We start from the raw sequence: 19,174 nt of genomic DNA, 5'->3' as shown, positions 1-19,174 counted from the left end.
TGGCGTTGCTGAATCCAGATATGAATTCGTTTCGCGCAAAGGCGCAAAGACGCAAAGAAAGAAGCAAAGAAGATTAGTCCAAAATTCTTTCATGTTTTAAATCAGCAACGCCTAATTTTTCAAGCAGCTTCTTCTTTTAATGAATATTGACGAAATTGGGATGGAGAAACTCCAGTCCAACGACGAAAACTATGAGTAAAATTAGCTGGATGTTTGAATCCTAGAGTATAGGCTATTTCTATCAAAGGAATATCAAAATTATTCAATAATGATAATGCCCATTCGTAACGAACTTGATCCATCAATCTTGAATAGGTGAGATTTTGTTGAGATAAATAGCGTTGCAGAGATCGCACACTAAGGCCAGTTGCTTGGGCGGTGACATTAATGGTTGGATATTTTTCCAGAAGTAAAACTTTTATTGTTTGTTGTAATGACTCAACAAAATCTAAGGCTGGGGCATTAGCTTGCCATTGCTTTAAGCTGCAAGGGTCAGCAATTGCGATCGATTGTTTAATTGATTTTGCTAATATTTTCCTCGGAAGACAAATAGCTGTAAATGGTTGATTAAAATAAAAGCGGGTGTTTGGCAAATTTAGTTGCTTTTCTAAATCTTGACTTTTTTCCGCAGAACTTACGATATGAATTTCTGGAATTAGAGCAATATTCCCTAAAGTGAGTTGCAAACTATCAAGAATTAAAATCAAACTATAGTAGTCAGTATGATAAAAACCGGAATAGAGATTAAGAGGATGAACGAAACGTTGACATAGCCAAATATTTTCCTCTTCTTCTTTGATCCAGAATTGTTCTCCATGAGTACTTATGGCATAGCCAATAAAATAGCATAAACGCTTTACCAAATCATAAGTATTAAGAGACTGGGATAGTAAATAACCAAACATTCCCGTATCAATAATGTTTGATTGTTTAGCAACTTCTATCCCCAAATTATTAATCCCTTCAGCCCGACTCATCTTAGCAATAAATTGAAGAATTAGAGGTAAAGGAAGAGTTTGCTCTGGATCCTCAAATACAGCAGGAGAAATATTATATTGATTAAGATATGTCTCAACAGGAGTCCCCATATCATCGAAAAATTTGATGATGGGTAAAACAAAACCACTTCTGGCTAAAGGGATTGGCTTCATTAACTTCAATTGAAATAAGACTAATTGTAGCTTTAATCGTATTAGAGTGAAGTTAAAATATTTAAACCTGCGAGTGTCTTAAACAACTTGATAGATCAGTTCCCCACCATCATAGAAGGGTTGGTAACGTACCCCACCATATTCATAATAGGTTGTTCCTCCCTCATTTGTTTGGGTATAACCATCAGGAATAAAGGGTACAATCGCACCGCTAGGGGCTTGAACAACCAGATATCCTCCTGAGGTTTCTTGATAAAATGCTCCTCCATAATAGTAGTATGATGCGTCATTTACGGAGACCGGAATATACCCTTCGGGAAGAGTTGGAATAACTGTACCAACAGGAGCCGCAATGACAATATAAGTGTCTCCTTCTTGTTCTAGATAAACTCCCTCATTGTAGTAGTATTCCTCATCATTATCGTTGGCAGCGGAAACTGCGATCGCAGTAGCAGGAATCGCGACTAAAGAGACCCCGACACCATACCAAAATCTTCTTTCTGCCCAGTCGTCCCAATCATCCCAATAATCCCAGCGTTCATCACGCCAGTCGTCAACATTATCCCAGCGATCCTCGCGGAAATCTTGCCGCTCATCGAAACGCTCATCTCTATTCTCTTGCCGATTATCGATATTTCCTTGGCGGTTTTCCTGACGACCACTCTGGTTATCTACACGATTATCTTGACGAGTATCACGATTAATTTGACGATTATCAATATTACCTTGACGGTTGCCCTGACGGTTATCACGGTTTACCTGGCGGTTTCCTTGACGACCACTCCGATTACCTTGACGAGCAGCACCGCGAGTCGAACCCCTGCCGAAGTCTCTGGCTTCTGCCCGACTGAACAACATCGGGGTTAAATAGCCTGTGGTTAATAACAAACTGAAAATAATGGGAACAACTTTTATTCTTTTAGTGATACCTTGTTGCATAATTTTTACTCCGAGAAGTTATTTTATTCTTCAATAATGACAAAATCTATTTTGTTGGCATCAGTAGCAGGCTTAAAGAAGAAAATTGGATCTTGGGCTGAAATAGAATGAAAGTTCCAATCAGACAATACAGCAGAATATTGAGGCGAGTAAGGGTTGTCCTTATAAGTTATTACCAATTTTCTAGGCAAAGCTTGGTCTCCCTTTTCAATCCATATCTGCCAATCTAGATCTTCTTGACGAAAAGCTAAATGATGACAGGCAATTCCATTCACTATGCTTTCACCAACATAAACCCCACTGATATTTCGTTCTCTAATGCTTTCCAATCCATTTTCTGTGGAAATTATTTCTCCTAATGGCAGAGTAATATTTAGTTTATCCTCAATGTTATTAACCAGAAAGTTGACACTATTGGTTTCTGCGGGAGCGGGAAAATTGGCATAAACATTATTGCTTAATCCTTCCATCGTGAAAGTTTGGCCATCAAAATAAAAGCGAACGTGACGGCGATCGCCCTGATAGTCAATATGAAGTTTATCAGGACGACGTACTTTTAATCTGGCTACAGCACCTAATTGAATTTTCTGACCATTAGAAAACACTAAATCTTGACTAATATCTGCTTGAAAACTCAGAGAAGATTGATTTTCTAGATAGTTGAACATTTTTTCTAGACTATTTTCCGCTTTAACTTCAATAGATGATGTTTGAGCCCAACTCAAATTAGAAGTTAAAGGAAAAAATCCTATAGCAGATACTGCGATAGTTAACGCTAACTTACGTATCAATTGCAAACTATTTCCTCCCGAAATATCTTTTCTTAAGATTTAGCATAAAACTATTATTCGATCACAATTGCCCAAAATTTTCTTAAGGTAGAGTTAAATTGATGTTTTTAACATTTATTTCCCTACAAAAATTATTATTATGTCTCCGTCAATTTATTTCTTGTGATTTCGTGCCAAATCAGCTCAGGGATGGAGCTAATCAGAGTAGCACTTAAAACAATACAGACAAGTTGGCATCAAATCACAAGACTTGGCCAAGCTTTTATGTGATAGTAACGTCTGTTGCTAATTGGGTCGTGAAAAAAATATTTGGGAGCAAGTAATGATTAGAGTTTTACGTATTTTCCTGCTGGTTGGAGCAATAGTCGGGTGTTATTCAGTATCTGCATCTGCTATCGAAATTGCTCAGAGAGTTGATGATCGTATCGATAACCGTCAAGATCGCCGTCAAGATGCAGTTGAAAATACAGGAGATGGGATTGAAGATCGTGTTGATCATCGTCAAGATCGCCGAGATTGTATAGGTGATGGGCCTGAGTGTCGAGTAGATAATCGTGTAGATAAAAGAGATGATCGTTCTGATAGAACCGAAGATCGAATAGATGACAAAGTTGAACGAGTAGATGAGCGCTTTGAGTAATCTCTAATCATAAAATATTTTATTTTTGTTGTAATTCAAGCTGTTCATGAAGAATTTTATTGAAAAGACAATTATTGGTGGGCTCTTTTTCTTGATTCCTGTGGTTGTTGCGATCGCCATATTGGGAAAAGCCCTAAAAATAATGAAGTCAATTTCTGTTCCCCTAAGTGAAGCTTTGGGAGCAGATTCAGTTAAGGATGTTTTGTTTGTCAATAGTTTAACGGTCTTTTGTCTGATTGCACTGTGTTTTATCGCCGGTTTGTTTTCCAGTACTCCTCTAGGCAAGAAACTGTTTCAGGCTCTCGATGCTTTTTTGCAGAAATTTATTCCTGGTTATACCTATCTAAAAAATATGACCTCGGAATTTGATGTGAATCAATCAGTGTCCTCATTTAAACCAGTGCTGATTCGGTTAGATGATCAGTCTCAAATTGCCTTTGAGGTTGAAAGGACTGAAACCGAACAAGTGGTCGTATTTCTCCCTGGCTCCCCTGATCCTCGTTCGGGAACTGTTATCTTGATGGATAGCGATCGCGTTACGCCCATCGATGCAAGCTTTCTCTCGGTTTCTAGCACCCTAAAACGCTTTGGTCGAGATACACAAGTTTTATTGCGGAAATAATGACAATTTAGTAGGTGCTTGATTTAATGGCAAGGTTTGTGAGGAGAAAAATTAATGAATCAGACACTGATTAAATACTGTTTTGCTATTTTCTCAACGGTGGGAATCTGTTTGCCGAGCCATGCTGAAACTATAAATAATGGACTACTAGAGCAAGTAAACAATTATAGTGACACATCTTTTTCCAGTGAACTTCACCAAGAAACTAATGTTAATCAACTGCGAGATGTTTTGCCCACAGATTGGGCTTATGAAGCGCTCAGAAGCTTAGTAGAAAGATATGGTTGTATTCAAGGCTATCCTGACAACAGTTTTCGGGGGAATAGCGCTTTAAGTCGTTATGAATTTGCAGCTGGCTTAAATGCTTGTCTGCAACAGATAGAAAGACTAATTGCCCAAAGCGAAACTCTTTTAAGAGAAGATCTCGAAAAACTTCAGCGTCTGATGCAAGAATTTGCAGCAGAGTTAGCATCTCTTGATGGCAAAATCGATAATTTGGAAGGTAGAGTTGCTTTTTTAGAAGATCATCAATTTTCGACCACAACTAAGCTCTTAGGAGCTGCTGTATTCGCAGTTAATGACGTATGGGGTGGCGATGGCAATAGTAACCAAACTGTTTTGCAGGACAGAGTAACTCTCAATTTAGTGAGTAGTTTTTCAGGAAAAGACTTATTGTTACTTAATTTATCCGCAGGCAATGTACCTGTTTCAAACAATGGCGGCTCCTTCGAGCTTCCAGGCACTGACGTTGGGGGAGTGAGCGTTTCCACGGCCGAAGGAACTTTATCCTCACAATTTGCAGCGAATACAAATAACAGCGTTAAGCTACTATTTTCGTCCTACCAATTTCCCATTAGTGATCGCCTAAACTTCATTGTCAATAATGGTTTCGGGGTTTTTCATACCTTCGCCCCCACTCTTAACCCTTATTTTGACGATCTCGATGGTGGCAGAGGGGCGATTTCCACATTCGCACAAAGAAACCCTATCTATTCCATCGGTGGCGGAACGGGAGTTGGTGCCAATTATCAACTCGCAGAGCAATTTTTACTCACAGCCAGCTATATGGCAGGAGGTGCTTCCGCCTCAGATCCCGATGAGGGAGAAGGTTTATTTAATGGCAACTATAGTGCATTAGGACAGTTAACTTGGCAAGCAAGTGAGCAATTTTCTGTTGCCACTATCTATTCTAACAGTTATGCTACTCCAGGAACAGCAGGGATCAATTACAACTCGCTTTTAGTTTCGGGTACGGCAGTAGCGAATACCTTAGCTGGACAAGTACGTCTGGGCACTGATGATTTATTTAAACAGCAACCTGTAATTGCCAATAGTTATGGAGGGCAATTTTCCTGGCAGCCGACTCCTAAATTTGCCTTAGGAGGTTGGTTTACGGCGGTGTTTCCTCGTTTAATTGGTCGTGGAGATGGCGAAGTTCTCACTTATGCATTAACCTTTGCCTTTCCTGATTTGGGCAGAGAAGGTAATTTACTGGGGTTTGTCGTCGGTGCAGAACCCTATCTGACTTCTTTTGAAGGTGGCGATCCTCAAGCTTTTGAAGTGGATGTTCCCCTTCATCTCGAAGCCTTTTATCGTCATCAAATTAACCAAAATATCTCGATTACTCCAGGCTTTGTCTGGCTGACGGCTCCGAACCAAGATAATGATAATCCTGATAGTGTGATTGCCACACTTCGGACAACTTTTCAGTTTTAATTGCAAAACAAAATACTAACAACCAAGATGATTAAATTTAGCTACATGAAAAAAGCCAAAAAGATCTTCACGACAACAGTAATTGGAACTGTTGTGGCGATCTTGACTTTAACCACTGGCTTAAGTTGGGCGCAAAATCCGCCCACAATGAAAATGACCACAGAGATTCCCCCTGGAATCACTACCCCAGATGATATCGAGACTCGTATTGGTACTTTGACTTTTTTTGATGGAGTTCCTATCGGAGAGACCACAGACAAGGTTTACAACTTTCTAGACTTTCAACATGCTTACCAAGCATTTATGAGTGGTATCCAAATTGCTTCAGTGGATGCGATTCGCAAAGGCATCTTAGAATTAGGGCCAGCCAACACCAATGCTGTTATCTATGAAGAGCTTATGGATTCGACATCACTCTTCCTGACAGCAAATACCACTAGCGTTTACATGTTTTCATGGCTTCAGTTAGAGGATGAACCGATGGTCATTGAAACTCCACCTGATGTCTTGGGCATAATTGACGATCATTGGTTTAAATATGTAGCTGATTTTGGGCGTTTAGGACCCGATCAAGGCCAAGGTGGTAAGTTCCTGATTCTGCCTCCTGGATATGAAGGAGAAGTGCCAGAAGGTTACTATGTAGCCCGTACCAATACTTATGGAAATTGGATTCTCTGGCGTGGCTTCCAAGTAGATGGTTCAACGAAAACTGCGGTGGATGCGACCAAGAATAATTTCCGCATCTATCCACTATCACAGAAGGATAACCCCCCGACGATGAGCTTTGTTAATGCTTCTGGCAAATTAGTTAATACAATTCATCGTATGGACGATAAAATTTTTGATGAAATTAATGAAGTAGTTCAAAGTGAACCTAGTGAAGGGGAAAGCCCAGAAATATTAGGTATTTTGGCATCTATTGGCATCAAAAAAGGACAAGAATTTAATCCTGATGCCCGGATGAGAGAAATTTTCACCAAAGCGGCAAATGCGGGCTCAGTGACAGTAAAAACTATCATGTCCAAGCCTCGTGATGAAATGTTCTATTTTTATCCTGGGGAAAGTAATTGGTTGAATCCATTCCCTGGTGGAAGCTACGAATGGGTCAATGAAGGTGCAAAATTGTTAGACGCACGAGCAGGATTCCACTATTATGCAACAGGTATCACTCCTGCTATGGCGAAAGAGATCATCGGCAAGGGTTCAAAATACGCTTATACCTATCTTGATGCAGATGGCAATCCCTTAGATGGATCTAAAACGTACAAAGTTAATGTGCCACCAAATGTTCCCGCAAAAGATTTTTGGTCTTTCACTATCTACGATAACCAAACCAGATCGATGCTACAAACCGACGAAAGATTCCCCGGAATTGATGATAATAGACCGGGAATAGTGCAAAATTCAGATGGTTCTTACGATATTTATTTTGGTCCTGAAGCACCTCAAGGACAAGAAAATAATTGGGTTCAGACTATTCCTGGTAGGGGTTGGAATACTATTTTCCGCCTCTATGGACCTCTGGAACCTTGGTTTGAGAAAACTTGGCGACCTGGTGAGATCGAGTTGATCGAATAAAACCGAAGAGTCACTAGTAAAAAAATCGAGAGCGGAGCGCTAAAATTCCTATGCCTGTCTGTCAGCAGATGGGGCATTAAGGAATTTTTCCTTCTATAGCGATAAGTACACTGATGTTTCTTTGCCACAAACTATTTAGAAGTTTTATAGAAAATAAACTGCTGTTAAATATATTTATAAGCCCTGACTGATAAATGGAGTCAATATGAAAATCACGCATATCATGACTTATGTGATGAGTGCCGTCTTTATTGTTGGTGAAACTTCACGACGAGGATTTGAGTATTTTTCTATCAACGCGACAACAATGTTTGAAGATTATTTCTGTGGTCTTTTGTTGTTGACTGCTGCTATATTGTGGTCGAAGAAACATAAAAAAGCCCATATGTTTATGGTTGCAGCATGGGGATATGCCACAGGCGGGATGTTTGTTCCCTTTTTTGCCCATCTAGAAGCATTTATTCGAGGTGTCACGCTACGCTCAGACCACCCTCATGGAGATATCAATGCAGTCATTCTTAAAGGCGTAATTTGGGGTATCTGTCTTGTGTGTTTTATCAGTACGTTGCGAAGCAAACAAAACCAGAGATCTTAGGGTTAGGCATCTGATGTAGATCGAGTATATTAAATAAAATCCAAGAAAGACGATATTCTAGGAAATAAACTTTCAGCAACAATAGAATCAGGAAGAAGTATTAGTAATCTTGTTTTTTGTTGCTTATTATTGGTTCTTTATCTTCTTATTTATGACCCAAACTACGATTATTGTACCTGGTACAACTGCTAATATTGGAGTCGGTTTTGATTGTCTTGGTGCTGCTTTAACTATATATAACGAGTTTCAATTTGCTCTTGCTGAGGGTGATCATGGTTTAACTATTACTGTCGAAGGAGAAGAAGCCGATCATGTTGGCACAGACAAAACTAATTTGGTTTATCAATCTTTCTTCAAGCTCTACCAAAAGATTGATCGCGTTCCTCCTTCCGTGGAAATTGTCATTAAACTTGGTGTCCCCTTGGCTAGAGGTTTAGGTAGTTCAGCGACTGCAATTGTGGCCGGTTTACTGGGAGCAAATCATTTGGCGGGTCATCCCTTGTCTGGTCGGGAAATTCGAGATTTGGCGATCGCGATCGAAGGTCATCCTGACAATGTGGTTCCTGCTTTACTCGGAAATTGTCAGCTTTCGGTAGGCGAAGCTGGTAATTGGCAGATTTGTGAAATTCCTTGGCATCAAGATATTGTGCCGGTGGTGGCAATTCCCAATTTTGAATTATCAACCGAAGAAGCTCGTGCTGTTTTACCGACAACCTATGTTCGTGGTGATAGCATTTTCAATATTTCTCGCATGGGTTTATTGCTAAGGGGTTTAGCAACCAATAATCAAGATTGGTTGGCAATGGCATTAGAAGATAAGTTGCATCAGCCTTATCGGAAAAAACTAATTCGCGGTTATGATGCAGTGAAAGCGGCGGCGATCGCTTCTGGAGCCTATGGCTTGGTAATTAGCGGTGCGGGACCGACTCTCTTGGCTTTATGCGATCGCGGAACGGAAAATGCTGTGGTAGCGTCAATGTCTCAGGCTTGGAAACAAGAAGGAATTGAGGCAAATGTATTATCTTTAGCTTTAGAAAGTCGTGGATTAATTGATAATGAATGAATGAAGTTATTACGAATCAGACCGGCGATCGTAGAAGAGGTGCCAGAAATCTCGGCATTAGATCGTCTTTGTTTTAATGGCATTTGGACAGAAGCTGGTTATCGGCGAGAAATCAAAAGTGACAAGAGTATTTTGCTAACTTTGTCGGTTGAGGAGAATGCTGAGTTTAAAATTATTGGCATTGGTTGCTCCTGGTCGATCTTGGAAGAAGCGCATATAACTTTGCTGGGCATTCATCCTGATTATCATCGGCAAGGTTTGGGTACTTTGTTGCTTTATACTTTGCTCAAAGATGCGGTGGCGCAGAAGTTGGAGCGGGCAACTTTAGAAGTTGTGACGAGTAATGAGGTGGCAATGAGTTTGTATGAAAAATTTGGCTTTACAGTTGCCGGAACTCGCAAAAATTATTATCCCAAAACGGGAGCCGATGCATTTATTTTGTGGCGTGATGGGTTGGATAAACCTGATTTTCAAAGGGAATTAAAGGGTTGGGGCGATCAGATACGCGATCGAATTAGTCAAAAATATTTATGCCAATTTTCAAACTAAAATGAAGGCGCTCAACTAAAATTAATACAAAAGAAATTAAGTGTATTGCGGCTTCAATCTACGGCTTGAGAGCGATCTCACCTGAATTGTATGATTTAAGCGATGTGCTCAAATAGATTGTCTCGTCATCTTAAATTTGGAGGTCTAGGATGGTTTCTGTTTCAAGATTTTGGTCAAAGGTTAATCAGTGGCTAAGAAATATTCCTACCAAGGCTCTGAATGCTTCTTATCAAAGTGCTTTAGCGATCAAGGCGATCGAAGATCAGCATTTTGGTGGCAAGATGATTTCGCCCGAAGTAGAGGGAGGTCAAAGTGTTTATGAGTATTATAAAACTGTTCTAGATCGAGAATTGACTAAAATTAATTTTAATTTGACTCAGTTGCGAATTGGTAATTTCTTAGATCTGGGCCAAGCTTCAGCTAAAAATGTCCTTGATATCTCTGAAAAGAAAGCAGAATCAGAATCTGAAATTTTAGACAAGCTACGATTTATTGAAACTGTTATTAGTAAATATCGTCAAAAACAAGGACAAGAGAATATTGAACCAGGTTTCCCCACAAAACCAATAAATTCTAATCGAGAATCTACTTTGATTTTTCCTGAAGCTATTCGTGAGAAATCGGATGCTGTTTTAGAGGACAGGGATAAGAGTCGACCTTTACGAGGTAATAAGTTAAGCCCTCAATACGAACAAAAAGTGATTGGACAGTTACGTCAATTACGGGAACAAAGAAAAATAACTATTCGAATCGTAGTTTTGTTGCTACTGTTTCCGCTCTTAGTTAACATCCTGGCTAAAAATTTAATTTTTAGACCTTTTATTGATAATTTAAGAGTGGATCAGATTCCCTTAGAGCAAATTAAAATTAGTGAAGAAATTGGGCTCAAATTCCTCAATAAATATCGAAGATACAGAGATGATTTAGAAGTCAAACAACTCTTGAATCCTGATTTCGACAAAATTGCCCAACAGGAAAAGCTTAAAGAGAAAGCTAAAGAATTGCTGCTAGAAGCTGGCTATGAAAGCAAAGAAGGCTCAATAAACATTTTAGCTGATTTAACAGCTTTGCTAATTTTTACTGCGATCGTATATTTTCGGCGACGTGATTGTCGCGTTGCTTTGAGCTTCCTAAGTTACAATTTCACGGAGTTAAACGTCGTTACTAAAGTCTTTATTTTTATTCTCTTAACGGACATGTTTGTCGGGTTTCACTCAGCTGAAGGTTGGGAAGTGATTCTGGTCAAATCTTTTGAGCATTTTGGACTTGCGGAAAACAACAACTTTAATGGGATTTTTATTGCGACAATTCCTGTGATTATAGACTCGACTTTTAAACTATTGATCTTCAATTACTTTACTCGTACCTCTCCTACTTCAGTAGCTGTTTTGGAAAAAATGAATCAATAACCCACTAATAAATTAAGTAAATTTACGTAAGCAAAAATATTGATTTGTCTTAAAAAAATCGATACTTAAGAGTAAATATTTAAGTGTTATTCTTGTTGCGATTTTCGCATATTTTGAAATATAAAGATCTAGTTAGGAAATTACAAAATACCAAGATCATTAACCTACACTACAGGAGAATATAGCAATATATCTTTTTCCGTAGCAGAAAAAAAGACTAAACCATCCCACAAATATTAGCTTTCCAATGTATCAAGAAATTTTTGATAAAAAAGAAGTATATCTTGATGATAAAGATATTATTGCGGTTTTCACGGTCCGTGATGAAATAGATCGCCTGCCCTATTTTATCGAATATTATAAAAAGATGGGAGTTAAGAAGTTTTTTGCCGTGGATAATGACTCCCAGGATGGCACAACAGAATTTCTAAGAAAGCATAAGGATGTCGTATATTTTCACACCAGTAACTCCTATGTCTCCAGTAAAGCAGGGCGTTACTGGACAACTGAGTTATGTGACTTCTATGGTCAAAATAGATGGTGCTTGACCCTAGATGTTGATGAGCTTTTAATTTTTCCAGGATGCGAAAATGTTGATTTGATTGGTCTTTGTGAATTTATGGATTCCCATAACTTCGAGGGCTTATTCACTATTTTCCTGGATATGTATAGTGATAAAAAGCTCAGTGAAACTCCCTATGCTCCTGGAACCTCATTTATTGAAACCTGTCGTTATTTTGATGCTGGAGATGCTTATAATCTCAAAGCTCCTATGTATTTCCCCCCAGTACAAATTTTTGGGGGTCCTCGTCAGCGGATTTTTTGGGACCAAGGAAATAAGGGTAATGGCCCTAGCATGCGCAAAATACCATTAGTGAAATGGCAAAAAGATTTTCGATACTACCATTCTACTCATTCAATATCCTCAATTAGATTAGCAGATTTTACTGGAGCGCTATTACATTTCAAATTCTTTGCTTCCTTCAAAAATTTAGCTATCAAAGAGGTCAAACGTGGCGATCGAATGCAAATGGCTGATTATCAGAAATATCTGAAACTTGTTCAAGAAAATGATTTATATTTTATGAATGAGAATTCGGTTTACTATCACGATAGTCTAACTTTGGTAGAAAATGGCGTGATTGCCAGTACGAAAAAGTTAATTAACTTTATTGGCAATAAACTCCACAATAAATTTAACAGAGAAAAAAAGGATTTGTTTAGAGAACTAGCCTTTGCCGCGAAAAATAAGGCTGAACAAGAAGCAATATTACCTCTTAAGTCTTTGCCTGCTGTTTGGTCAATTGTTGATCGCTCATTAAGAGAAATCAAGGAGATCAAAGACAATTCACTTCCCCATGTAGATCAAGGTGAATTAAAAAAGTATTTGAAATTTTCGATCGCTGGAGACTTACTATATTGTAATGAAAAATATATTGGTGGATGGGTTACCAATCCTCTTAACTCGAACGAAAAACTAACCGTAGTTATTTTTAACAACAAAGAATACCTAACCCAAACCATAGCTAATCAACCAATCAATAATCAATTTAATCTTGATCGGCCAGCAGGCAATATAGGATTTAAAATTGCCACTCCTCCCGAACTGCTAAATAAATCAACTAATAATATTGAAATAAAAATCATACCTGGGGGTATTCCTTTAGTAGCTGCTCCTATGTCCTTTAATGGGCATCAAGACATTGTCGAAAGCAGTTTTGATGGGGTTTGTGAAAAAATTGCTCATGGGTTAGTGCGAGGATGGGTTTGGAATACCGCTAACGAACAAGAAACACTGGCAATTTCAGTTTATATCGATGAAGAATTTGTTTTTGATGTTGTTGCCGATCGCAACAGAGAGGATTTATTGCGATTAGGCTGGGGGACTGGTCAATATGGATATAGTTTTAAATTGCCTCAAACTATCGAAACTGACAATAAACTACATACTCTTGAGATTAGAATCAAAAATACTGGTTTTCATCTCAGAAAAACACCAGTTTCTATCATGAATAACAATCGGACAGATGAAGTTTCTGCTGCCGATCTTAACTTGAGAAAATACAACACTATCAATGTATAAAGACGTGATTAAAAGTTACGCTACGAAGTGCAACTTAGTATTAAGCATTCAACAAAGGTAAGCAGTTATTTAATCTCTCGTCCACATAGAGGATATTGGGATTTTTTTCTACGGTGTCTATGGCTTGGATAATAGTTTTGGGTTTACTATCCTTCATGCAAAAAGTCTTGACCCCCAATTCATTTAATAATTCCACTACTTCTGGGTGCTTATAGTTGCTCCAATGAACTAAGGCTGTGTTGGGTGATATAGCTTTGATAATTTTTAAATTATTAGTATCTTTTTCTGTTTCAATATCGAAGAAAATAAGATCCAATGCTACCTCTCCGTACATAAGAGAGAACACTTGTTCGAGTTCATCTACAGCCAAAATTTTATGTTGAGGTCTTCTGAGCTCGATCGCTCTACCCAAAAATGCTTTACGACAAGGATTTGGCTCGACAATTAGAATAGTTAGAGGCTTGGGGTTAAAATTCCTAGGAGAAAATAGTTTATTTAACATCGATGCTATTTTAAAAATATTTAGTATATTTACGTAGCTATAATCACTTATACATATACTATCTATGTTTGGTTAAATCTATGAGCTCCGAAAAAAAACTTGATGAGATCTTTAAAATTAAGCATTCATAAATAAAGAAGACATCAAGCAAAAAAGTTATATCTTATTCTTCATTCTTAAATATCAAATAACATGCCAAAATCATCACCCAACCCAGCGCCCATCCAGGAACCATATATTAAACTCGATCAGTTTCTTAAATGGCAGGGCATTGCCCAAACTGGAGGAGAAGCCAAGATAATTATCAAAGAAGGGGATGTTCTGGTTAACGACCTGTTGGAAACTCGGAGAGGACGTAAACTCAGAACTGGCGATTTGGTTACTGTAGATGGGCGAAAATACCGAGTAGAGTTGAATTGAAGTTATATTTTAGGGAACGAACTAGTGCTACTGGTAGGAAGTCAAGAGTCAAGAGTCAAGAGTCAAAAGTTTTCTTGGCTAAAACTAAATCAATTAAAGTATTAACGTATCTTTCTTGTTCCATGGGCATGATTTCCTTGCCATGAAGTAGTTCCTGGTTGATCACATAATGAATCAAAGAACCAATGAAAATCATTGCTGTAGCTTCTGGATCACTAAAGTTAAACCCTTCTTGTTCCTGAAAATAGCGGGTTAAGATTTTGATCGAAGGTTTAGCAACAGTGCTCAAAAATAGTTGGGATAAATCTGGTCTTTTATCAGATTCAGCCAAGATCAATCGTGAAAAGCTCAAATGATTTTTATTTCCGACATTATCTAATAAACGATAGGCAATTTCTTTTAGTACAGTTTCCGGTTCTCCTTCAAGAGGTTTCGACCACAGTATTTGAAACTTTTCCGAAGCGATATTTTCAATTAGAGCAGTAAACAAGCCATTTTTGTCATTGTAGTAGCTATAAAGAGTTTGTTTTGATACTCCCGCTGATTTCGCCACTTTATCCATGCTGGTGCGATCGTAGCCATGTTTGAGAAATTCAGGTAACGCTCCATGAAGAATTTGTTTTGCCTTATCTTTAAGAGTCCGTTTCGCTACATCTTTGAAACGTTTATGATGATCAGGCTCATGAAGGCGGTGTTTTCTCATTGTGGCAGTTAGTTATTGAATGTTAGTCAGTGTATATTTTGATGCATCAGAGTTGATGTTGACAAAATCAAACTGTACAGTCTAGTATATCACTAAGCAAAATCAAACTGTACAGTCTAGTAAAAATATGAATCAATATAATTATTAGATCCTATGGATAGCAAGCTTTGTCTTTATAAATAGTAAAAACATACGCCAGCGTATTGACAAGCAAAAATAGAATTTATATACTATAAACATACGCTACCGTATGGACTAAGAAAGTGGCTCTAACAAAAGAAGACTGGATTGATGCAGGTTGGTCGCTAATGACATCGAAAGGTGTAGAGGGAGTCAAGGTGGAAGTGTTAGCTCGTCAATTAAAAGTTAGTAAAGGGAGTTTTTATTGGCATTTTAAGAACCGTCATGAATTATTAGAGGCTATTTTGCAGCGTTGGGAAGAGCAAACTATGTTTTTAATTCAAGAATCACAAAAAACAGCCCACCCTAAAGATCGTTTAGTCAAGTTGTTTTCCTTGATCTCGCAAATCTGCCAAGAGCCTGATCCTGAGCCCGCAATTTTTCTCTGGGCGAATCGGGATCCTCAAGTACAAAAGCGAGTTCGTGAGTTGGAAAATAAACGGGTTGATTATCTGTCGATGTTGTTTAAAGATTATGGGTTTGATGCGATCGCCGCAAAAAATAGAGCAGAGGTGGCTTATATGGCCATGATGGGTTTTGCCGATCGTCAAGGAAGAGATAGCCAGTTTGATTTAAAAATGGAAGATTTCAACAATTTTCTACTCTCACTTCTTACATTGAGCATTAAAAATTAAATATTGACGAGCGACCCCGCGCCGCCGACAGGCGCAAGGGAACGCGCGAGTTTGACCATTACTTATTACTCATTACTCATTACCCATTACCCATTACCCAAAATGTTCTATTTAAATCGCAAAAAATCAAACTTAATCCCGATGTCTGTCGGTACGTTAGTTCTTCTTAGCGGAATAGCTATCTATGCTATCAACAGGAATAATACTCAAGCCGAAATTGCCGAACCGACTATCCCTGTTACAGAAACAATTGAGCTGAAGTCTGTTACTGCTTTGGGCCGAATTGAACCAGAAGGTGAAGTGATCCAATTATCGCCCTCTCCCGATTTGGGAGGAACGAAGATCAATCAATTATTGGTCAAAGAAGGCGATCTCGTAACTCAGGGTCAAACAATCGCGATTTTAGATAATAATGAGCGATCGCAAGCCAACGTCGAATTAGCTAGACAGGATGTCAAAGTTGCCGAAGCTAATTTGGCGATAGTCAAAGCAGGGGCAAAAAGTGGCGAGATTACAGCTCAAGAAGCGACAGTCAAAAGAATTCAAGCCCAATTGCGGGGAGAAATTCTTGCTAATGAAGCCTTGATTGCCCGTCTAGAAGCTCAGCTACGCACCGAAACTGAAGAAAAACAAGCCACCATAGAACGTTTAGAAGCAGAACTCGTCAAAGCTGAAATTGATTTACGGCGTTATACCAAGCTAGAAGCCGATGGCGTTATTTCTGAGTCGGAATTAGAATCTCGCGGACTAGATGTTGATACTGCTCAAAAAAGACTGGTAGAAGCGCAAGCTGCCTACAATCGGACATTGGAGACGATGCAAGAGCAAATAAACGAAACCAAGGCGATTTCCCAACAAGAAATCGATACTTTAGAGGAGCAAATCAGCGAAGCTGAGGCTACTTTGGATCGCATCGCCGAAGTGCGAGATGTTGATGTCATCAAAGCTCAGGCGGAAGTTGGCAGAGCGATCGCCGCTCTCAAACAAGCAGAAGAAGACTTAAAACTAAGCTATGTTACCGCGCCGACAGATGGACAAATCATTAATATCTACACTTACCCAGGGGAAATAGTTGGGGATGATGGCGTAGTGGAATTTGGCCAAACCAATCAAATGATAGTGGTAGCCGAAGTTTACGAGAGCGATATTAATCGGGTGCAACTAGGAAAAAAAGCCACTGTTATCAGTGAAACAGGAGCTTTTGAAGGAGAGATTACCGGGACAGTCAGTCATATTGGCTTAAAAATTGGCAAACAAGATGTTTTAGATACCGATCCTGCTGCTGATGTCGATAGTCGAGTGGTGGAAGTCGAAATTCGTCTCGATTCTGATAGTAGCGATCGCGTTTCTGCCTTAACCAATTCTAAGGCGATCGTAAATATTGAAAAGTAACCATTACCCATTACCCATTACCCATTACCCAAAAATGAAAACTCCATTATCTTGGTTACAACTTACCCATGAAAAGATGCGCTTACTAATTGCCCTAGCGGGGATTGGTTTTGCTGATATGTTGATGTTTGTACAATTGGGTTTTAAAACTGCATTATTTGATAGCAATGTGAAATTGCATCATGCTTTGAACGGGGACATTTTCTTTATGAGTCCTCAATCCGACGCTTTAGGTTTTACCCAGCAATTTTCCGAACGCCGTTTATACGAATCTCTTGCGGTAGAGGGGGTAGACTCGGTTGTGCCTGTCTATCTTGGTTTGGCTTCATGGAAAAATCCCATTGAAAGAAACACTCGTACTTTATTTGTCATTGGTTTCAATCCCAAGAAAAATATCTTAGATCTACCAGGAGTCGCGGAAAATATTGATCAGATAAAGCTAGAAGACGCGCTTTTATTTGATGATCAATCCCGTGCTGAATTTGGAGATATTCCTAGTCTATTCGCATCAGGAAATCCTGTTACTACAGAACTAGCTTCTCGTAAGGTTACAGTTAAAGGCTTGTTTTCTTTAGGGGCATCTTTTACCGCTGATGGTACAGTTTTAACTAGTGATATCAATTTTTTGAGGGTCTTTCCCGAACGGCAAAAAGGATTAATTGACCTTGGAGTGGTTAATATTAAGCCAGAAGCCGATCTCCAAATTGTTGTCCAACGCTTAAGGGATAAACTGCCACAAGATGTCGAAGTATTATCAAAAGAAGAGTTTATTCAAAGAGACATTACTTATTGGCAAAATAGCACTGCCATTGGCTTTATTTTTACCCTGGGAACTTTTATTGGTTTTATCGTGGGGATAGTTATTGTGTATCAAATTCTCTATACGGATGTTGCTGATCACTTGCCAGAATACGCTACGCTCAAAGCCATGGGATATCGCGATCGCTATTTCATCAGTTTAGTGTTTCAAGAAGCTATCATCTTAGCCTTTGTTGGATTTCTTCCTGGTTTAGGGATTGCTAAAGTATTGTATGCCTTAACTGCAAACGCTACAGCTTTACCAATTGCGATGACTCTCAATCGGGCAATTACAGTTTTGATTTTGACTCTTATTATGTGCTGTGCTTCGGGAGCTGTTGCAATCAGAAAACTTAACGCCGCTGATCCAGCAGACATTTTTTAAAGGATGAGGGATGAGGGATGAGGGATGAGGGATAAAGGATGAGGAATGAAGGAAAGGATGAATTATAAAAAAAATATGAGTTTAAATAATATGGATACAATAACAGGTATTGATCAAGAAATATCGATAGATAATAAACAATCTACAGATAAAGTTGTAGAAATTCAAAATTTGGCCCACTTTTTTGGTAGAGGAGAATTAAAAAAACAAATCTTATTTGATATTAATTTGACTCTCAAGACAGGAGAGGTTGTGATCCTAAAAGGGCCTTCTGGTTCTGGGAAAACAACTCTATTAACTTTAATGGGGGGTTTGCGATCGCCACAAGAGGGTAGTCTCAAAGTTTTAGACTCAGAATTGGTGGGAGCCAGGAAACATCGACTAGTAGAAATTAGGAGAAATATTGGTTATATTTTCCAAGCTCATAATTTATTGCATTCCTTGACTGCTAGACAAAATGTGCAAATGTCTTTAGAGTTGCATAATCATTTATCGGCTCAGGAAATGAAAGCACAGTCTATTACTATTTTAGAAGCAGTCGGCTTGGGAGAACATATTAACTATTATCCAAAAAATCTATCTGGAGGACAAAAACAAAGAGTCGCGATCGCTCGTGCCCTAGTTTCCCATCCCAAATTAGTTTTAGCTGATGAACCAACAGCTGCTTTAGATAGTAAAACGGGAAGAGATGTTGTAGATTTGATGCAAAAATTAGCTAGAGAACAAGGCTGTACAATTCTAATTGTCACTCACGATAATCGGATTTTGGATGTAGCAGATCGGATTGTAGAATTAGACGATGGCAGGATAACAGTCAACATTGAAAATTAATCATTTAGCATTGAATATCAAAATATATAACTAGCCGTTTATGAATTTTCAATTTTCCCCCATTCGAGGACAAGCAATTTTGGCGTTGCTGATTTAAAACATGAAAGAATTTTGGACTAATCTTCTTTGCTTCTTTCTTTGCGTCTTTGCGCCTTTGCGCGAAACGAATTCATATCTGGATTCAGCAACGCC

At 38.7% G+C, this 19,174-nt stretch carries 19 protein-coding genes; 14 read left to right on the top strand and 5 right to left on the bottom strand.

The features are described from left to right. Positions 1 to 119: 119 nt before the first annotated feature. The 3 genes from XEN7305_RS04945 to XEN7305_RS04935 all read right to left on the bottom strand — a co-directional run bounded on the left by XEN7305_RS04945 (position 120) and on the right by XEN7305_RS04935 (position 2,887). The gene (locus tag XEN7305_RS04945; RefSeq protein ID WP_006508255.1) at positions 120 to 1,151 is read right to left on the bottom strand and encodes an AraC family transcriptional regulator; all 1,032 of its coding nucleotides are present in this window, start codon (positions 1,149 to 1,151) and stop codon (positions 120 to 122) included. A 78-nt stretch (positions 1,152 to 1,229) separates the two neighbouring features. Next, positions 1,230 to 2,090 (bottom strand): DUF6515 family protein, encoded by an 861-nt coding sequence (locus tag XEN7305_RS04940; RefSeq protein ID WP_006508254.1) that lies wholly within the window; start codon positions 2,088 to 2,090, stop codon positions 1,230 to 1,232. 23 nt (positions 2,091 to 2,113) lie between these two features. Further along, a complete protein-coding gene (locus tag XEN7305_RS04935; protein WP_006508253.1) occupies positions 2,114 to 2,887 on the bottom strand; it encodes a DUF2092 domain-containing protein in 774 nt (257 codons plus the stop codon). Positions 2,888 to 3,203: 316 nt separating this feature from the next. On the opposite strand from XEN7305_RS04935, the gene XEN7305_RS04930 reads away from it, so the two are divergent. The 9 genes from XEN7305_RS04930 (at position 3,204) to XEN7305_RS26405 (ending at position 13,136) form a co-directional block, all read left to right on the top strand. After that, complete coding sequence (locus tag XEN7305_RS04930) at positions 3,204 to 3,521, top strand: hypothetical protein (protein ID WP_006508252.1); 318 nt, start codon at positions 3,204 to 3,206, stop codon at positions 3,519 to 3,521. Positions 3,522 to 3,567: 46 nt separating this feature from the next. Beyond that, positions 3,568 to 4,143 carry a DUF502 domain-containing protein gene (locus tag XEN7305_RS04925; RefSeq protein WP_006508251.1) on the top strand — a complete coding sequence of 192 codons (576 nt, stop codon included), beginning with the start codon at positions 3,568 to 3,570 and terminating at the stop codon, positions 4,141 to 4,143. Positions 4,144 to 4,197: 54 nt separating this feature from the next. Beyond that, a complete protein-coding gene (locus XEN7305_RS04920; RefSeq protein ID WP_006508250.1) occupies positions 4,198 to 5,859 on the top strand; it encodes an iron uptake porin in 1,662 nt (553 codons plus the stop codon). A gap of 45 nt (positions 5,860 to 5,904) precedes the next feature. Continuing rightward, the gene (locus XEN7305_RS04915) at positions 5,905 to 7,437 is read left to right on the top strand and encodes a DUF1254 domain-containing protein (protein WP_040896789.1); all 1,533 of its coding nucleotides are present in this window, start codon (positions 5,905 to 5,907) and stop codon (positions 7,435 to 7,437) included. 205 nt (positions 7,438 to 7,642) lie between these two features. Then, positions 7,643 to 8,032 (top strand): hypothetical protein, encoded by a 390-nt coding sequence (locus XEN7305_RS04910; protein WP_006508248.1) that lies wholly within the window; start codon positions 7,643 to 7,645, stop codon positions 8,030 to 8,032. Between the two features lie 151 nt (positions 8,033 to 8,183). Next, complete coding sequence (gene thrB / locus XEN7305_RS04905) at positions 8,184 to 9,095, top strand: homoserine kinase (RefSeq protein ID WP_006508247.1); 912 nt, start codon at positions 8,184 to 8,186, stop codon at positions 9,093 to 9,095. Beyond that, positions 9,096 to 9,644 (top strand): ribosomal protein S18-alanine N-acetyltransferase, encoded by a 549-nt coding sequence (gene rimI / locus XEN7305_RS04900; RefSeq protein ID WP_006508246.1) that lies wholly within the window; start codon positions 9,096 to 9,098, stop codon positions 9,642 to 9,644. 149 nt (positions 9,645 to 9,793) lie between these two features. After that, complete coding sequence (locus XEN7305_RS04895) at positions 9,794 to 11,053, top strand: hypothetical protein (RefSeq protein ID WP_006508245.1); 1,260 nt, start codon at positions 9,794 to 9,796, stop codon at positions 11,051 to 11,053. A gap of 247 nt (positions 11,054 to 11,300) precedes the next feature. Continuing rightward, positions 11,301 to 13,136: a glycosyltransferase family 2 protein gene (locus tag XEN7305_RS26405; RefSeq protein WP_006508244.1), complete on the top strand. Its 1,836-nt coding sequence runs from the start codon at positions 11,301 to 11,303 to the stop codon at positions 13,134 to 13,136. A gap of 40 nt (positions 13,137 to 13,176) precedes the next feature. On the opposite strand, the gene XEN7305_RS04885 is transcribed toward XEN7305_RS26405, so the two are convergent. Continuing rightward, positions 13,177 to 13,638 carry a response regulator transcription factor gene (locus tag XEN7305_RS04885; RefSeq protein WP_006508243.1) on the bottom strand — a complete coding sequence of 154 codons (462 nt, stop codon included), beginning with the start codon at positions 13,636 to 13,638 and terminating at the stop codon, positions 13,177 to 13,179. A gap of 192 nt (positions 13,639 to 13,830) precedes the next feature. Between XEN7305_RS04885 and XEN7305_RS04880 the strand changes: the two genes are divergently transcribed. Then, positions 13,831 to 14,058 (top strand): RNA-binding S4 domain-containing protein, encoded by a 228-nt coding sequence (locus tag XEN7305_RS04880; protein WP_006508242.1) that lies wholly within the window; start codon positions 13,831 to 13,833, stop codon positions 14,056 to 14,058. Positions 14,059 to 14,113: 55 nt separating this feature from the next. On the opposite strand, the gene XEN7305_RS04875 is transcribed toward XEN7305_RS04880, so the two are convergent. Further along, positions 14,114 to 14,761, bottom strand: coding sequence for a TetR/AcrR family transcriptional regulator (locus XEN7305_RS04875; RefSeq protein WP_006508241.1), 648 nt, complete (start codon positions 14,759 to 14,761; stop codon positions 14,114 to 14,116). 263 nt (positions 14,762 to 15,024) lie between these two features. On the opposite strand from XEN7305_RS04875, the gene XEN7305_RS04870 reads away from it, so the two are divergent. The 4 genes from XEN7305_RS04870 to XEN7305_RS04855 all read left to right on the top strand — a co-directional run bounded on the left by XEN7305_RS04870 (position 15,025) and on the right by XEN7305_RS04855 (position 18,982). Then, positions 15,025 to 15,576, top strand: a complete 552-nt coding sequence (locus XEN7305_RS04870; protein WP_006508240.1) for a TetR/AcrR family transcriptional regulator — start codon at positions 15,025 to 15,027, stop codon at positions 15,574 to 15,576. A gap of 102 nt (positions 15,577 to 15,678) precedes the next feature. Beyond that, positions 15,679 to 16,968 (top strand): ABC exporter membrane fusion protein, encoded by a 1,290-nt coding sequence (locus XEN7305_RS04865; RefSeq protein ID WP_006508239.1) that lies wholly within the window; start codon positions 15,679 to 15,681, stop codon positions 16,966 to 16,968. A 34-nt stretch (positions 16,969 to 17,002) separates the two neighbouring features. Next, positions 17,003 to 18,151, top strand: coding sequence for an ABC transporter permease DevC (gene devC, locus XEN7305_RS04860; protein ID WP_006508238.1), 1,149 nt, complete (start codon positions 17,003 to 17,005; stop codon positions 18,149 to 18,151). A gap of 90 nt (positions 18,152 to 18,241) precedes the next feature. Continuing rightward, complete coding sequence (locus XEN7305_RS04855; RefSeq protein ID WP_052035136.1) at positions 18,242 to 18,982, top strand: DevA family ABC transporter ATP-binding protein; 741 nt, start codon at positions 18,242 to 18,244, stop codon at positions 18,980 to 18,982. The last annotated feature ends 192 nt before the right edge of the window (positions 18,983 to 19,174 follow it).

This window comes from Xenococcus sp. PCC 7305 (genome assembly GCF_000332055.1).
GTDB lineage: Bacteria > Cyanobacteriota > Cyanobacteriia > Cyanobacteriales > Xenococcaceae > Xenococcus.
Note: the sequence above shows the minus strand (reverse complement) of the source record. Positions and strands in the feature narration are given on the sequence as shown.

Excerpts from the sequence above, each read along its gene's own strand:
- XEN7305_RS04895 (WP_006508245.1), top strand. The coding sequence starts at position 9,794 with ATGGTTTCTGTTTCAAGATTTTGGTCAAAGGTTAATCAGTGGCTAAGA.
- XEN7305_RS26405 (WP_006508244.1), top strand. The coding sequence starts at position 11,301 with ATGTATCAAGAAATTTTTGATAAAAAAGAAGTATATCTTGATGATAAA.
- XEN7305_RS04925 (WP_006508251.1), top strand. The coding sequence starts at position 3,568 with ATGAAGAATTTTATTGAAAAGACAATTATTGGTGGGCTCTTTTTCTTG.
- XEN7305_RS04880 (WP_006508242.1), top strand. The coding sequence starts at position 13,831 with ATGCCAAAATCATCACCCAACCCAGCGCCCATCCAGGAACCATATATT.
- XEN7305_RS04920 (WP_006508250.1), top strand. The coding sequence starts at position 4,198 with ATGAATCAGACACTGATTAAATACTGTTTTGCTATTTTCTCAACGGTG.
- XEN7305_RS04865 (WP_006508239.1), top strand. The coding sequence starts at position 15,679 with ATGTTCTATTTAAATCGCAAAAAATCAAACTTAATCCCGATGTCTGTC.
- XEN7305_RS04915 (WP_040896789.1), top strand. The coding sequence starts at position 5,905 with ATGAAAAAAGCCAAAAAGATCTTCACGACAACAGTAATTGGAACTGTT.
- XEN7305_RS04945 (WP_006508255.1), bottom strand. The coding sequence starts at position 1,151 with ATGAAGCCAATCCCTTTAGCCAGAAGTGGTTTTGTTTTACCCATCATC.
- devC (WP_006508238.1), top strand. The coding sequence starts at position 17,003 with ATGAAAACTCCATTATCTTGGTTACAACTTACCCATGAAAAGATGCGC.
- rimI (WP_006508246.1), top strand. The coding sequence starts at position 9,096 with ATGAAGTTATTACGAATCAGACCGGCGATCGTAGAAGAGGTGCCAGAA.
- thrB (WP_006508247.1), top strand. The coding sequence starts at position 8,184 with ATGACCCAAACTACGATTATTGTACCTGGTACAACTGCTAATATTGGA.
- XEN7305_RS04910 (WP_006508248.1), top strand. The coding sequence starts at position 7,643 with ATGAAAATCACGCATATCATGACTTATGTGATGAGTGCCGTCTTTATT.
- XEN7305_RS04855 (WP_052035136.1), top strand. The coding sequence starts at position 18,242 with ATGGATACAATAACAGGTATTGATCAAGAAATATCGATAGATAATAAA.
- XEN7305_RS04940 (WP_006508254.1), bottom strand. The coding sequence starts at position 2,090 with ATGCAACAAGGTATCACTAAAAGAATAAAAGTTGTTCCCATTATTTTC.
- XEN7305_RS04930 (WP_006508252.1), top strand. The coding sequence starts at position 3,204 with ATGATTAGAGTTTTACGTATTTTCCTGCTGGTTGGAGCAATAGTCGGG.
- XEN7305_RS04875 (WP_006508241.1), bottom strand. The coding sequence starts at position 14,761 with ATGAGAAAACACCGCCTTCATGAGCCTGATCATCATAAACGTTTCAAA.
- XEN7305_RS04885 (WP_006508243.1), bottom strand. The coding sequence starts at position 13,638 with ATGTTAAATAAACTATTTTCTCCTAGGAATTTTAACCCCAAGCCTCTA.